This is a genomic window from Bacillus salipaludis (assembly GCF_004358205.1).
The window spans coordinates 220,258-235,825 of record NZ_SMYO01000001.1; the positions used below are offsets into that span (position 1 = coordinate 220,258).

Annotated in this window: 13 protein-coding genes; all 13 read right to left on the reverse strand. The window is 40.7% G+C overall.

What is annotated here, in order from left to right:
- Nucleotide 1 precedes the first annotated feature (1 nt).
- The 13 genes from E2K98_RS01005 to E2K98_RS01065 all read right to left on the reverse strand — a co-directional run bounded on the left by E2K98_RS01005 (nt 2) and on the right by E2K98_RS01065 (nt 15,556).
- Nucleotides 2-334: a putative DNA-binding protein gene (locus tag E2K98_RS01005; protein WP_133332461.1), complete on the reverse strand. Its 333-nt coding sequence runs from the start codon at nt 332-334 to the stop codon at nt 2-4.
- Between the two features lie 379 nt (nt 335-713).
- Nucleotides 714-1,703 (reverse strand): signal recognition particle-docking protein FtsY, encoded by a 990-nt coding sequence (gene ftsY / locus E2K98_RS01010; RefSeq protein WP_133332462.1) that lies wholly within the window; start codon nt 1,701-1,703, stop codon nt 714-716.
- Nucleotides 1,704-1,720: 17 nt separating this feature from the next.
- On the reverse strand, nt 1,721-5,287 hold the full coding sequence (gene smc / locus E2K98_RS01015) for a chromosome segregation protein SMC (protein ID WP_133332463.1): 3,567 nt from the start codon (nt 5,285-5,287) through the stop codon (nt 1,721-1,723).
- Between the two features lie 34 nt (nt 5,288-5,321).
- The gene (gene rnc / locus E2K98_RS01020) at nt 5,322-6,065 is read right to left on the reverse strand and encodes a ribonuclease III (RefSeq protein WP_133332464.1); all 744 of its coding nucleotides are present in this window, start codon (nt 6,063-6,065) and stop codon (nt 5,322-5,324) included.
- 159 nt (nt 6,066-6,224) lie between these two features.
- Nucleotides 6,225-6,458, reverse strand: a complete 234-nt coding sequence (locus E2K98_RS01025) for an acyl carrier protein (protein ID WP_118922655.1) — start codon at nt 6,456-6,458, stop codon at nt 6,225-6,227.
- 69 nt (nt 6,459-6,527) lie between these two features.
- A complete protein-coding gene (gene fabG, locus E2K98_RS01030; protein WP_026574851.1) occupies nt 6,528-7,271 on the reverse strand; it encodes a 3-oxoacyl-[acyl-carrier-protein] reductase in 744 nt (247 codons plus the stop codon).
- Nucleotides 7,268-8,215: an ACP S-malonyltransferase gene (gene fabD, locus E2K98_RS01035; RefSeq protein WP_133332465.1), complete on the reverse strand. Its 948-nt coding sequence runs from the start codon at nt 8,213-8,215 to the stop codon at nt 7,268-7,270. The genes fabG and fabD overlap by 4 nt, the downstream gene beginning before the upstream one ends.
- Before the next feature lie 14 nt (nt 8,216-8,229).
- On the reverse strand, nt 8,230-9,234 hold the full coding sequence (gene plsX, locus E2K98_RS01040) for a phosphate acyltransferase PlsX (protein WP_133332466.1): 1,005 nt from the start codon (nt 9,232-9,234) through the stop codon (nt 8,230-8,232).
- A gap of 13 nt (nt 9,235-9,247) precedes the next feature.
- The gene (fapR, locus tag E2K98_RS01045; protein ID WP_133332467.1) at nt 9,248-9,814 is read right to left on the reverse strand and encodes a transcription factor FapR; all 567 of its coding nucleotides are present in this window, start codon (nt 9,812-9,814) and stop codon (nt 9,248-9,250) included.
- Nucleotides 9,815-10,072: 258 nt separating this feature from the next.
- The gene (gene recG, locus E2K98_RS01050) at nt 10,073-12,121 is read right to left on the reverse strand and encodes an ATP-dependent DNA helicase RecG (RefSeq protein ID WP_235824677.1); all 2,049 of its coding nucleotides are present in this window, start codon (nt 12,119-12,121) and stop codon (nt 10,073-10,075) included.
- Complete coding sequence (sdaAA, locus tag E2K98_RS01055) at nt 12,118-13,002, reverse strand: L-serine ammonia-lyase, iron-sulfur-dependent, subunit alpha (protein ID WP_133332469.1); 885 nt, start codon at nt 13,000-13,002, stop codon at nt 12,118-12,120. Before sdaAA ends, recG begins: the two co-directional genes overlap by 4 nt.
- 82 nt (nt 13,003-13,084) lie before the next feature.
- Nucleotides 13,085-13,747, reverse strand: a complete 663-nt coding sequence (gene sdaAB / locus E2K98_RS01060; RefSeq protein WP_133332470.1) for an L-serine ammonia-lyase, iron-sulfur-dependent subunit beta — start codon at nt 13,745-13,747, stop codon at nt 13,085-13,087.
- Nucleotides 13,748-13,873: 126 nt separating this feature from the next.
- A complete protein-coding gene (locus tag E2K98_RS01065; protein WP_133332471.1) occupies nt 13,874-15,556 on the reverse strand; it encodes a DAK2 domain-containing protein in 1,683 nt (560 codons plus the stop codon).
- Between the last annotated feature and the right edge of the window lie 12 nt (nt 15,557-15,568).

The following is a 15,568-nucleotide window of genomic DNA, read 5'->3' on the forward strand; positions in this document are numbered from 1 at the left end:
CCTAATCCAGTTTCTCAAGCTCGGCGACTGCTTCAAGCATCGCCTGCTTTGAAGGTTGTTCCGCGTTTAGCAATTCTCTTACATGCTTTAATAGATTGCTGCGCTCTTGAAATTTCTGAAACAGCAGCAGCTTTTCCTCATACTCCTCGAGCATTGCTTCCGTCCGTTTAATATTGTCATAAACGGCCTGTCGGCTGACATTATACTCTTCGGCAATTTCTCCTAGTGAGTAATCATCTAAGTAATAGAGAGACATATAGCTTTGCTGCTTTGGAGTTAACAACGAATAGTAAAAATCATAGAGATAATTCATCCGTGTGGTTTTCTCAAGCATGCTCATCCCTCCTGTTGTTAAGTGAAAAGCCTTTACAATGTAGTTTACACAGTGGACCTGTCCCTGTCAAGATAAGGCCTTTCCAACGTTACTTGATTCATATTTTTGCAGATTTCATCATAGCGCTCTGTAAAACTAGTCTGTTGATTTACGCTCCACTAAGGAAAGCTTCCTAGAATAATCATCGCAGTGACAGGCTGCCTTTTGCCTGCCGCGAGGCACTTCGCTTTCCGCGGGCGGTCCGGGGAGCCTCCTCGGCGATGAAAGCGCCTGCGGGGTACTCCCCTGTCCCGTCCTTCCGCTCCAATCAACCGTTTTATTAAACAGAATTTTATAAAAAGGAAAAGCAGTACTTTAAAAATACTGCTTTTCTGAGAAATCATTCTTCTGTCTTTTCTACTTGGTCGGCAAATAATCCGTATACATATTGTTCTGCATTAAATTCTTGCAGGTCATCCATTTTTTCACCCAAGCCAACGAATTTTACTGGGATTTTTAATTCGTTGCGGATAGCAAGGACAATTCCGCCCTTTGCTGTTCCGTCTAATTTTGATAATACGATCCCGCTTACATTCGTTACTTCTTTAAAGGTTTTCGCCTGGATAAGCGCATTTTGACCTGTAGTTGCATCAAGAACAAGGAGAACTTCATGTGGTGCGCCGGGAATTTCCCGTTCGATTACCCGTTTGACCTTCTCGAGTTCCTTCATTAAATTTACTTTATTTTGCAATCGTCCAGCTGTATCACATAATAGAATATCTGCTTTACGGGCTTTGGCTGCTTGAATTGCATCATACATAACCGCTGCCGGGTCAGAACCCTCCGCTTGCTTGATTACTTCAACACCTACTCTCGAGCCCCATACCTCAAGCTGTTCGATTGCACCGGCACGGAAAGTATCCCCGGCGGCCATCAGCACCTTTTTTCCTTCACTTTTGAACTTATGTCCCAACTTTCCAATCGTTGTTGTTTTTCCAACCCCGTTGACACCTACAAATAAAATAACAGTAAGTCCCTCCGGTTGAATATTTAACTCCGAAGATAGCTCTTCACCCGCATTATAAATATCCACCAACTTTTCGGAAATTACACTTTGAACTTCCTTCGGATCCTGAATATTGCGGCGTTTTACTTCCATTTTCAGTTCATCAATTAATTCCATTACTGTTTCAAAGCCCACATCCGCCTGAATGAGGATTTCTTCTAATTCTTCAAAAAAGTCCTCATCAACTTTACGGTATCTGGCAACAAGATCATTTACCTTACCGGAAAAACTATCCCGTGTTTTTGTAAGACCTTCCTTAAACTTTTCCGTAACAGAATCCGTTTGTTTCGTAATTTTCTCTTTTAATTTTTTAAAAAAGCTCATGATTTCACTTCCCTATCTTAAGATTCAACAAGCTCTTTTGTTTCCTCTAACCGAACCGACACAAGCTTTGAAACACCAGATTCCTGCATTGTTACCCCATAAAGAACATCTGCCTCTTCCATCGTCCCTTTTCGATGAGTAATGACAATAAACTGGGTTTCTAAGCTGTATCGTTTTAAATATTGACTAAAACGGTGAACATTTGCCTCATCAAGGGCAGCCTCGACCTCATCAAGAATACAAAATGGCACCGGCCTAACCTTTAAAATTGAGAATAGCAAGGCTATAGCGGTTAACGCCCTTTCTCCTCCGGATAGAAGTCCCAAGTTCTGTAGTTTCTTCCCCGGGGGCTGCGCAACAATTTCTACACCCGTATTTAATAAATTCTCCGGTTCTGTAAGTCTTAAATCGGCGCGGCCGCCTCCAAATAAAGCGCGAAATACCGGTTCAAAATGATTTCGGATTCCTTCAAACGTCTGTTCAAACCGTTTCTTCATTTCCATATCCATTTCTTCAATCACTTGGAAAAGCATTTCTTTTGCTTCTTGGAGATCGTTTTTTTGTTCATTTAAAAATTCATATCTCTCTGAGACCCGTTCATATTCTTCAATCGCGCCAAGATTTACATTGCCAAGCTCTTCGATTGCCAATTTAATCAACTTAACCCTTTTTCGGGCTTCCTCAATTGGAACCATTAACGGGAACTGTTCTTTTGCCCCTTCAAAAGATAATAAATATTCTTCTCTGAGGTGGCTCAGACGGTTTTCAAGTTCTACATCCAAACGATTAATTTTGACTTCTTCATCCTTTAACACTTCGGTCATTCCACGGTGAAGACGCTTAAGTTCCTTTGCTTCGAGCTCAAAATCCTCTAGAACTGTTTGCAGCTCCAAGCGTTCCTTTCTTCTTGATGAAATAAGCCCAATCGTTTCTTGTTTATCCTGTTGCTTCCTGACTACTTGTTCTTCCAATTGTTCCTCTCCAGAAGAGCTATTAGTCATTTCTGATGAAAGCATCTGCAAGTCGTCCGATAAAATCGCTAATTTTTCTTCGCTTTCAGCTAAATCTTCCTTTGTAATCGCAAAACGTTCTTTTGCATTCGTCAACTGTTCATTTTTAGAAGCAAATTCAACCTTTAATTCATTCATTTCATTTGTTAAGGTTTCTTTTGAAGATAAATCATGGGTCTTTTGCTCGGTTAGCTTTGCTATAAGCTCATCAAGGCCAGCAATCTTCTCTTGATAGGTTTCAAGATCATGGGATAATTCCCTTTTTCTCTCTGTTAAACGATCTCGTTCTTCGAAAAATTGACCTTTTTCTAAATCATAGATGCTTAAACGCTCATTTATATTCTTTTCCTCAAGCTCAGCACCATGTAAATCCCCTTTTAGTGATTGCTCGTTTACCCTTAATTCCTCACCAGTTTTGCGAATTTCTTCAAGAAGACCTTCATTTGTTTGAACCTCTTCTTTTAGCGCTTTCACCGTTTTCTCTAATCCAGAGGTTTTTTCCTCCATTACCGTGAGCTTTGTTTTCAAATCTTCTAGCTCACCTTTTCGTGTTAACAGCGAGGAATTTTTTTGCTTAAGGGCACCGCCTGTCATGGAACCGCCAGGGTTTACAATATCACCGTCAATGGTTACGAGGCGGGAGCGATATTGAAGGATTTTTGCCAATTCATTAGCACCCTTTAAGTCTTTTGTGATCACCACATTGCCAAGAAGATTATTCATTACTTCTGCGTATCTTTGGTTGAACTGGACTAGACTTACTGCAGTTCCAATGAAGGAAGGATGATTTTCGATGGAAGACAGTTGGGAAGATGACAATGGCCGTCCTTTTATGACACTAAGCGGTAAAAAGGTCGCGCGCCCAAACGAATTTTGTTTTAAAAATTGAATGGCCATTCGTGCATTTACCTCTGTATCAACAACGATATGCTGCAATGCACCCCCAAGGGCTGTTTCAAGGGCGGTCTCATATTGTTTTGGCACTGTTACTAGTTCTGCAACTGCACCTTCAATTCCGGATAACTTTTTCCCGCGTGCCTTTAAAACCTCTTTAACGCCTTGGAAAAAGCCCGAAAAGTCCTCTTCCATTTCTTCAAGCATTTCTTTTCTTGATTTAGCCTGTTGCAGTATTTGATAAGCTTGATACAAGGTTTTTTCTTGCTTTTGGTAATTGTTTTTAGCCGACTCCAGCTTCTTTTGCTGCTCGCGAAATAATACAACATGATCGCCCAGCTTTTTCTGGATTTCTGCTAATCTATTTTGGATAGATAATTTTTTCTCTGCAGCAATTTGGCGTTCCTCAATAAATCTGCTATTTTCCTCGTCGAGCCGTAAGTTCTTCTTCTCTTGCTGCTCAAGCTGCTGGACAATCATCCTTAGTTCATTTTTAGCTCCTGCCTGATCATTCAGCAATTCAATATATTCACTTTTTAATGATTCAATTTTTTCATCCATGTTTTCTGCGAATAATTGGAGCTTCTCCTGCTTTTCCTTTAACTGAGCTTTAAGTGATTGTGCCTGCTCACTTAAAAATCGAACCGACTCTGCTTGCGTATCGCGATTCTTTTTAAGCAGGTCCACCTTCTCCGCTAGTTCAGAAATATTTTTGATTAATTGGTCTTTATTCTGAGCAGCATTTTTCTTTCGTTCCTTTAAAACTTGCTTCCTGCCCTCCAATTTTTCAAGTTCTTCGCTTGCATAAAGGAGAACATTTTGTAAATCAGAAACCGACTCATCAATGGCTGTTACGTGATCCCTTGTTTCAGTAATTTGAGCCTCTTTCTTTTGCAGCTGGGTCGAGAGCTTTAATTCTTCTTGTTGATGCTCTTCTAGCAGATGAGTTAACTTTTCCCACTTTTGATGGAGTTCTTCAATTTCATAAACTGTTAGTGCTACTTCAATTTTTTCAAGCTCTTCTTTTTGCTCTAAAAAGTCTTTTGCCATCGATGCTTGAATTTTAAGCGGTTCCACCTGGCTTTCAAGCTCGTAGAGAATATCTGTCACACGATTCAAATTCTCTTGTGCTTCCGACAGCTTCCCCTCAGCTTTTTTCTTACGATTTTTATATTTTAATACTCCGGCAGCTTCTTCAAAAATTGTTCTTCGGTCTTCCGGTTTACTATTTAAGATTTCCTCAACCTTTCCTTGACTGATAATGGAAAAGGCTTCCCTTCCTAATCCGGAATCCATAAAAAGATCCACAATATCCTTTAGTCTGCACGGCTGTTTATTAATAAAATAGTCACTATCACCAGAACGGGATACTCTTCTTGTTACACTTACTTCATTATAATCAATTGATAAACCCTGGTCCTGATTATCTAAAGTTAGGGTTACTTCAGCAATATTAAGTGGTTTTCTCGAATCACTCCCGGCAAAAATAATGTCTTCCATTTTTGCCCCTCTTAATGATTTTGCTGATTGTTCTCCCAATACCCAGCGGATTGCATCCGTAATATTACTTTTCCCACTGCCATTTGGCCCAACCACAGCCGTTACGCCAGGGACAAAATCCACTCCGATACGGTCAGCGAATGATTTAAATCCAATGATGTCCAACCGCCTTAAAAACATTTGAAAATCCTCCCTTAAAGCGCGTTAAGATGTATTACATGGTTGTTTTTCCTTTTAAAATTCCAAGCGCCATTTGGGCTGCATGCTGTTCTGCTTCTTTTTTGGATTTACCAGTACCAGTCCCTAATTCTTCACCATTTAATGAGACCCTTGAAACAAATTCTTTGTTATGTGCAGGTCCGATTTCCTGGAGAACTCGATATTCAATCACGCCTGTCCCATCGCGTTGGATAAGTTCCTGAAGCTGGCTTTTAAAATCCATCACATGAGAAAAAGCACCCGCATTAACCTTAGGAAAAACCACCTTTTCAAGAAATTCAATCACTGTACCAATTCCTTTTTCTAAATAAAGCGCCCCAATGAAGGCTTCAAATACATCTGCAAGTAATGCAGGACGCTCTCTGCCTCCTGTCATTTCTTCTCCTTTTCCTAATAAAATATATTTTCCAAAGGAAAGTTCATTTGCGAAAGAAACAAGTGATGGCTCACAGACAATAGCGGCCCGGAGTTTTGTTAGTTCTCCTTCACTCATCATTGGATACTTTTTATAAAGGAATTGTGAAACAGTAAGTTCAAGTACGGCATCTCCTAAAAATTCAAGCCTTTCGTTATCTTCATAAGGCTTCCTGCGATGCTCATTCACATAGGATGAATGGGTAAAAGCTTGTTTTAATAATTTCTCATTATCAAAATGAATTCCAATATTCTGTTGAAAATCTTTGAATTGATTTTCTTTTGCGCGACTGCTTGATTCTTTTTCCTTGCCATTTTTGCGCATGAAAGTCTCCACCTTGCAATTAGTATTCACATACATTCACTAGTAATAGTTTAAAAAAGTTCTGTTAAAAACGCAAAGAAACTTGGCAGTACGGTTGAACTGCCAAGTTGAAGAAAAGCCCCGTTTGTAAACGGAGCTAACTTTTTAGAAATCCAACGATTATTTTTTGCTATTTATGTAATTAACAGCATCACCAACTGTGCCGATTTTTTCAGCATCATCGTCAGAAATTTCCATATCAAACTCATCTTCCAATTCCATTACTAGTTCAACTACGTCAAGGGAATCAGCGCCAAGATCGTCCTTAAAAGAAGCTTCAAGCGTAACTTGAGACTCGTCTACACCTAAACGGTCCACGATAATCTTTGTTACACGTTCTAATACCTCTGCCATGCTTGTTCACCTCCCCTCAAGCTATTATAGAGTATTTGATTAAAATAATAAATGTTTAATTATAAAAAATTACATCACCATGCCGCCGTCGATGTGAAGAGTCTGTCCTGTCATGTAGGAACTGTCATCAGAAGCAAGGAATGCTGTTACTTTTGCGATATCTTTAGGTTCTCCAAAACGGGCTAATGGAATCTGTTTGAGCATTTCCGTTTTGATATCCTCTGTTAATTTGTCAGTCATATCCGTTGTGATAAATCCCGGTGCAATCGCGTTTACCGTAATATTTCGGGCAGCAAGTTCTTTCGCAGTTGTTTTCGTTAAACCAATCACACCCGCTTTTGCCGCAACATAGTTAGCCTGACCTGGATTACCACTGACACCAACAATTGAAGCAATATTAATAATTCTTCCAAAGCGTTGCTTCATCATTTGTCTTGTTACAGCCTTCGTACAAAGAAAAACCCCTTTTAAATTAATACTGATGACATCGTCCCACTCTTCTTCTTTCATTCTCATCAATAAGTTATCCTTTGTAATCCCTGCATTATTAACGAGAATATCCAGTTTTCCGAAGCGGTCAACTGTCTCTTTAACCATTGATGCTACTTCTTCAGAATTGGAAACATCACACTTTACTGTAAAAGCATCTCTTCCCAACGCTTTAATTTCATCCACTACTTCATTAGCTTTTGCCTCACTACCGGCAAAATTCACAGCCACATTTGCTCCCTGCCGTGCTAACTCAAGAGCAATTTCACGACCGATTCCTCTTGATGCCCCTGTTACTAGTACTGCTTTGCCTGCTAAATTCATAATTGCCCCTCCTTTAATGCTTCAATTACATCCTTGCAGCTTGACGCGTCCGATACAGAATACGTTTTAACGGAACGATCTATTTTCTTAATTAATCCTGATAAAACCTTCCCAGGTCCAACTTCGATAAAGGTATCAACACCAAGTTCAATCATCTTCTGAACGGAATCTTCCCATAACACAGGTGAAAAGAGTTGTTCAATTAGCTTTTCTTTGATTTCTTCAGCCTTCTCCATTGGTTCCGCTGAAACATTGGCGATAACAGGAATTTTCGCATCCTGCATATTCAATCCATCTAAAACACCCTTTAATTCAGCAGCGGCTGGTTTCATTAGTGAAGAATGGAAAGGTCCGCTAACTTCAAGTGAAATTACGCGCTTAGCCCCTGCTTCCTTTGCCTTTTCACCTGCAAGCTCTACTCCTTTTCGTGAACCGGAAATAACAATTTGCCCTGGACAATTTAAATTAGCCAAAGAAACCGGATAGCCTGATTCACTCACTTCGTTACATGCAGCTGCAAGCTTTACACGGTCAAGACCTAACACTGCCGCCATTGTGCCTTCTCCATTCGGAACGGCTACTTCCATGAACTCGCCTCTTTTTCTGACGGCATATACACCTTCTTCAAAGGTTAAGGCACCGGAAGCAACTAAAGCCGTGTACTCACCTAGGCTGTGGCCAGCAAGAAAACCTGCTTGAATCCCTGATTTTTCAAACAAGGATAACAATGCAATACTTGTTGTTAACAAGGCTGGCTGCGCATTCACGGTTAGCGTCAGCTCCTCTTGTGGGCCTTCAAAGATAATTTTACTTAAAGAACTATTAAGTGTTTCATCTGCTTTTGTAAAATAGCTCATCATTTCAGAATTCTGTTCAGCAGCTTCTTTTCCCATACCAACTGTTTGGGAACCCTGCCCTGGAAAAACAAATGCAATTTTACCCATTTTCGCACTCCTTCTTACTGTTCAATTTTCGAAACATTTGTTTCTTCAACAGCATTTTTTATTAAACCAACGACATCATTTCCTGCCATTTCTCTTGTTTGGCGAATGGCACTAAAGACGGCCTGTGCATTCGAGGAACCATGTGCTTTAATCACTGGTGCTTTTAAACCAAAAAGTGCAGCTCCGCCATATTCGGAGTAATCCAGCTTGCTTTTCAACGAATACAAATTTGGTTTTAGAACAGCAGCAGCCAGTTTGCTTGTTAAACTGCTCATTAAAGCTGTTTTTAACATTTTCATCATGGAAAGAGCCGTACCTTCAATTGTTTTTAATACCATGTTTCCTGTAAAGCCATCGGTAACGACCACATCGGCTGCCCCTTCAAGCAAATCCCGAGCTTCCACATTGCCAATAAAATTGATATTGGTCTTTTTTAAAAGTTCAAAGGATGCTTTCGTTAATTCATTACCCTTTTTTTCCTCCGTACCAATATTTAACAATCCAACTCGTGGTTTCGAAATTCCTCTTACTTTTTCACTATAAATAGATCCCATGATGGCATATTGGACTAAATGTTCCGGCTTTGCATCCGCATTCGCTCCAACATCTAATAGTAGAAAACCTTCTCCTCCGATGGTTGGTAAGGTGGGGGAGAGCGCCGGGCGGTCAATGCCGTCAATCCTGCCCACTACAAACAGTCCTGCTGCCATCAATGCACCCGTATTACCGGCGGAGATACATGCATCGGCATTGCCTTCTGCTACCTGCTTTGCAGCTAAAACCATTGAGGCATCTTTCTTACGGCGGACTGCCCGTACCGGTTCATCCGTTCCAAGGATTACCTCAGTTGTATGAAGGATTGAAATTCTCTCATGCCCTGTTAAATATTCCTTAATTTTACTTTCGTCCCCAACAAGGGTAATATGTATATCAGAAAATTCTTGAACAGCCTTTATTGCACCAAGGACTATTTCTTTTGGGGCATGGTCGCCACCCATTGCATCAATTGCAAGTTTCATTTTGTCTCATCCCTTAATGATTTTTCGAACGGTACATTTCAAATTCTCCGATAAAAACAAGCTCATTATTTACAAAACTATTGACTTCAACAAAGGTTCTCCCGAGTTCGTCGTCAATTTTTAACACCTTAGCCTTTGCTATTACCCGTTCATTCTGCTTTACAGATCGTTTAAATTGAATATTTGCTTTCGCTGTTAAGGCTAGTTCATCATTGATGACAGCAACGGCCAAAGAATTTGCCTGCGCAAATAAATGATGGCCGCGGGCAATCTTATTTCGTTTAAAAACATGCTCTTCTTTGATATCCAAAATGGATATCGCACTATGATCTAAATCTATATCAATAATTTCACCAATGATTTCATCAAGTGGCAATGAACGGACCTCATTGGAAAATCGCTTTTCAGCTACATTTTTAATTCGTTCCCTAAGTTCCGGTATCGATAACTCTAATCGATCGAGACGGATGGTTTGAACACTGACTTGAAATTTTTCCGCAAGCTCTTCATCCGTCGTAAATGGATTTTCTTTTATGGTAGAGGTTAGCAATTGCTGCCGTTCTTTTTTATTTCTTCTCATGATTTTACACCGTCCGAGCTCTTATGACTAGGTACTAATAGTAGTATAAAAGTAGAAAAAGCAGATTGCAAGAAATACTTTCACACTTGCCATCTGCTTATAAGAAAAGCGAAGGCGCCTTGGTCAGCCCCGACAAGGCTTTAGGGCCTGACGGTGAAGTCGTTCTTTGACTTCATCGGCAGGACCTAAGCAACCTCGAGAGGCTAGGCGCCGAAGCTAGACAATTCTCATCTTTATTATTCATTAAATTCATGAGAATTAGTCTAGCTTTTCTCCTTCTAAAACACCTGACCACTCAAGCTCATTCCGTAAAAATTTATATTCCGGTGATGACCAAAACGCTTTTGATTGAATTAACAATGCTGCATCATTTCTGGCAGTTTCTAGTGCACGATAGTCATGGACCATATCTGCTACTTTAAATTCTGGAATCCCGCTTTGTTTTTTTCCAAAGAAATCCCCTGGTCCACGCAGCTCTAAATCTTTTTCGCTTAGAACAAAGCCATCATTTGTTTCAGTCATAATTTTCATTCTTTCCTGACCAACTTCGGATTTTGGGGCCGCCAGCAAGACACAATAGGATTGATCGCTGCCTCTTCCTACCCGCCCTCTGAGCTGATGTAGCTGTGACAGACCAAACCTTTCAGCATCGTAAATTACCATCATCGTCGCATTTGGAACATTTACGCCCACTTCAACAACGGTTGTAGAAACAAGTATCTGAACGTCATTTGCACTGAAAGCCTTCATAACGCTATCCTTATCATCCGAGCTTAAACGGCCATGCATAAGGCCAACCTTATAACGGTTTTGAAAGTAATGGGTAAGGGTTGTATGAACATCGATAGCATTTTGAACATCGAGCTTGTCCGATTCTTCGATTAATGGACAAATAACATAGGCTTGATGGCCTTTGCCCAGTTCTTTTTCAACAAATCCTAGGACTCGATCTAGCATCTCAGGTTTTGCCCAATACGTTTCAATCTTTTTTCTGCCTGCCGGCATTTCATCAATGATGGATACATCCATCTCACCAAAGACAGTTATCGCCAATGTACGGGGAATCGGAGTTGCAGTCATAAATAATACGTCGGGATTTTCACCTTTTTCCCTTAATATCCTTCGCTGTTCGACCCCAAAACGATGCTGCTCATCCGTAATCACAAAACCAAGATTTTTAAAGGTTACCTCCTCCTGAATGAGCGCATGGGTACCAATTAGAATATCCACCCTTCCTTCAGCTAAGTCCTGTAGAACTTCACGTCTGCGTTTCCCTTTTACGGAACTAGTTAACAGCTCACAGCGAATCGCAAAAGGGTCTAATAAGCTATTAAGGGATTCAGCATGCTGTTCTGCTAATATTTCGGTTGGTACCATTAACGCTCCTTGAAAGCCAGCCGTTACACTTGAATATAAACCAATGGCAGCAACGACTGTTTTTCCTGAACCGACATCCCCTTGTAACAAACGGTTCATGCGGAAGCCTGACTTCAAGTCAGCTAAAATTTCATTCACGACTCGTTTTTGAGCATTGGTTAACGGAAAAGGAAGTGCATCAATAAAAGATTTTAATTTTGGCTGCGAATAATTTTGGGATATTCCCGGTGATTGTTCTCTTTCAAACTTTCTTAAGGCCTGCATTTTAAGTTGGAACAAAAGGAATTCTTCATAAACAAAACGACGTCTTGCCTGCTTGACATCATCTGAGGTATTAGGAAAATGCATGGCCCAAAGTGCATCACGGCGCCCAAGCAGCCGATATTTATTTAAAAGTGATAGCGGTAGATTTTCTTCAATCTTATTTCCATATTGCTGATAGGCAAGACTAATAAACTTCCGCATACCTTTTGTCGTCATTTTTCCTCTTAAAGCGTATACAGGTTCAAAATCATGCCCTTTCGAATTCGGGCCGACCTGCATTTCATTAGCCGTAATCGTTTGCCGGTGTGCATCCCATTTTCCAGTGACGGTAATGGTTTCATTGATTACGAATTTATTTTTTAAATAGGGTTGGTTAAAAAAAACCACCTTGATTAGGTATCGGTCCACAAAAAGCCTAATGGTAATCTTCGATTTCTTTCTCCCATAATAGGCAAGAGAAGGCTCACTATGAACCTTCCCTTCTACCGTAATTTTTTCGTCATGCTGAACCTCCGTTAAGTCACGGAGTCGATAGTCTTGGTAACGATAAGGAAAATACTCCAACAAATCATGAATCGTATAGATTTTCATTTCTGCCAAGGTTTCAGCCGTTTCCCCACCAATTCCTTTTAAAACAGTTACTGATTGGTTTAATTCCGGATTCACTGTTCTTCTAGCGGAATACCGAAAATCTTCGCTTCTAGTTTGCGACCTGTCGGTGTTGCCGCCAAACCTCCCTGAGCAGTTTCTTTTAATGCAGTCGGCATATTTTGACCGATTTTATACATTGCGTCAATGACTTCGTCACAAGGGATTCGGCTGGTAACCCCTGCTAAAGCCATATCGGCCGCGACCATGGCATTCGCAGCACCCATTGCGTTTCTTTTTACACAGGGTACCTCAACTAATCCAGCTACAGGGTCGCAGACAAGACCAAGCATATTTTTCAAGGTAATGGCCATTGCCTGAGCACATTGATCAGGAGTTCCTCCGGCCATTTCTACAATGGCTGCCGCAGCCATCCCTGCTGCTGAACCTACCTCCGCTTGACATCCCCCAGCAGCACCGGAAATAGAAGCGTTATTTGCTACAACAAAACCAAAGGCACCGGCAGTAAATAGAAACGCTACCATTTGTTCACGCGTTGGGTTCAATTTATTTTTCAAAGCGAATAATGTTCCTGGAACCACACCAGCTGATCCGGCAGTAGGCGTTGCACAGATCGTCCCCATTGCAGCGTTTACTTCATTTGTGGCAACTGCTTTGCTTACCGCATCAAGCACTGTTTCCCCTGTTAAGAAATTTCCTTTTTGAATATACGCTTGGAGAAGAACGGCATCCCCTCCTGTTAACCCTGAGTGGGATTTTACTCCTTTAATTCCACGTTCAACCGCTTCCTCCATGACCCGCAAATTACGGTCCATAAAAGCAATAACCTCTTCTCTGGAACGGCCGGTAACAGTGACTTCCTGTTCAATCATAATTTCTGATATTTTTTTATTTTGACTATTTGCAAGCTCTAAAAGTTCGCCAACATTTCGAAACACAAGCCTTCCTCCTCTTTGGTGTATCCATTTCCGCTTTTGTTTATTGTCCAGCTCCAGCACATAGGGGGCTGGAGCTTTTTGTTTAATCTACAATTTTAGTTGCTTTCAATATATTTGGGAGCTGTTCTAATTCGTTAATTAGTTTATCATCAATATTTTGGTCTACTTCAATCGTCATAAGGGCCAATTTCCCAACCTCTTTTCGAGAAACCTCCATATGTCCGATATTGATTTGATATTTGGCAAGTGTATTGGCAACGCTTGCAATCGTTCCAAATTTGTCATTATGAACCACTAAAATAGCTGGATGATTGCCTGATAGCTTTAGTTCGAAACCATTTAACTCGGTTATTTCAATTTTACCCCCGCCAATAGAGATACCAACAAGTTCAAGCTCCCCATTATGATCACCCAGAATGATTCGTGCTGTGTTTGGATGATCGGTTACCGCATCTTCCTCAATAAAACGAAGCTTCATTCCTTTTTCTTTCGCAATATCAATTGCATGAATAATCCGGACATCATCCGTATCAAAATCTAATAATCCACCAACGATGGCAACATCTGTCCCATGACCTTTATAGGTTTTAGCAAAAGAGCCATATAAGGAAATGTTCGCCCATTTCGGCTCTCTTCCAAACAAACTTCTCGCCACCCTGCCGATTCGCGCCGCTCCTGCCGTATGTGAACTTGATGGCCCTATCATAACAGGTCCAATAATGTCAAACACACTTCTATATTTCAAATGAGTTCTCTCCCTTATGTTTAAACTATCTATCGGTCAAAATTATTTTAAGAAAATTTTCAGAGGGACGATTCCATTCTTTGCACATAAAAAGAAGGGGTCTCCCCCTTCTATTGTATCTGTTCCTTATTCAATTGAAAAGATAAAAGAATATAATGGCTGAGCACCGTAGTGAATCTCAATTTCCACGTCTGGATACTGCCCTTTCACATATTCTGCAAGCATTTTCACTTCCGCTTCGGTTACATCTTCACCGTAAAGAATCGTCAGGATTTCTGAATCATCATCGAGCATTTTAACAAGCAGTTCTTCAGCCGCTTTAATTTTCCCTTTGTTTTTTACGATAATTTCCCCTTCGGCAATTCCCATGAAATCATCTTTTTCAATTTCTAAACCATCAATTTGCGTATCACGGACGGCAAATGTAATTTGTCCCGTTTTCACATGCTGCATAGCATCCTGCATTGCCGTATTATTCGTCTCTGCATCTGTGGAAGGATTAAAAGCTAATAATGCTGCTAATCCTTGAGGGACCGTTTTAGACGGAATCACATAGATGTCTTCTTCTGTAATATCTGCAGCCTGCTGTGCAGCCATAATAATATTTTTATTATTTGGTAATATATAGACCTTTTTTGCATTGACTTCCTTAACAGCTTTCACAATATCCTCGGTACTCGGGTTCATTGTCTGGCCGCCCTCAATTACTGCATTTGCTCCGATACTCTTGAATAATTCTGCAATACCGGAACCCATTGAAACTGTAACAATTCCAAATTCTGATTTTTCTTTTTGGATGTTTTGTTTATCAGAAACCAGCGGGGTATGAGTTTCACCGACAATATTGGAATGCTGCTGCCGCATGTTTTCTATTTTCATATTGATAAGGCTTCCATAACGTTGCCCGTAAGTTAAAACTTCTCCCGGCTTCTCAGAGTGGATATGCACTTTAACTAGTTCTTCGTCCGCAATGACGAGTAATGAATCTCCTAATTTGCTAAGATCCGTCCGAAACACTTCTTCTTTAAAGGGGTGTTTCACTGCCTTATCACTTTCAAATTTCACCATGAATTCGGTACAGTAGCCAAATACGATATCTTCTGTATTGATATGACCTTGTATACTCTTATGATGTTCGGCATTAACCATCTCATCCATTGAAGGAAGAGCGGCAGGTGAATCCGGAAGCTTTTCTCCTTTTAGTTCTGCTAAGAATCCTTCATAGACAAATACTAACCCTTGACCACCACTATCAACCACTCCGACTTCCTTCAAAACAGGAAGTAAATCCGGTGTCCGTTTTAAAGAAGCTTTCGCCTCCTTTAAAACCTCCTCCATAATTGTGATTACATCATCAGTTTTTTGAGCGGCCTGAACTCCCTTTTTTGCGGAATCCTTTGCAACTGTTAGAATTGTCCCCTCAACTGGTTTCATAACTGCTTTATAAGCTGTTTCAACCCCGGATTCTAATGCTTGCGCAAAATCCTTGCCCGAAATGTAGGGTTTAGTTTCAACCGCCTTGGCGAAACCACGGAATAATTGAGAAAGAATCACTCCTGAGTTCCCGCGTGCACCCATTAGTAATCCCTTTGAGAGAGCCACGCCTACCTTTCCAATATGTTCCTGAACATTATTTCTAACTTCCTTTGCCCCTGAGGTCATGGATAAGTTCATATTTGTACCGGTATCACCATCAGGCACGGGAAAAACGTTTAACGCATCAACCATTTTTGCATTTGCAGACAGGTGATTTGCTCCTTGTATCACCATTTCTGCAAAACGTTTTCCATCTAAAGCTGTTATTGACACAAACCTTCCTCC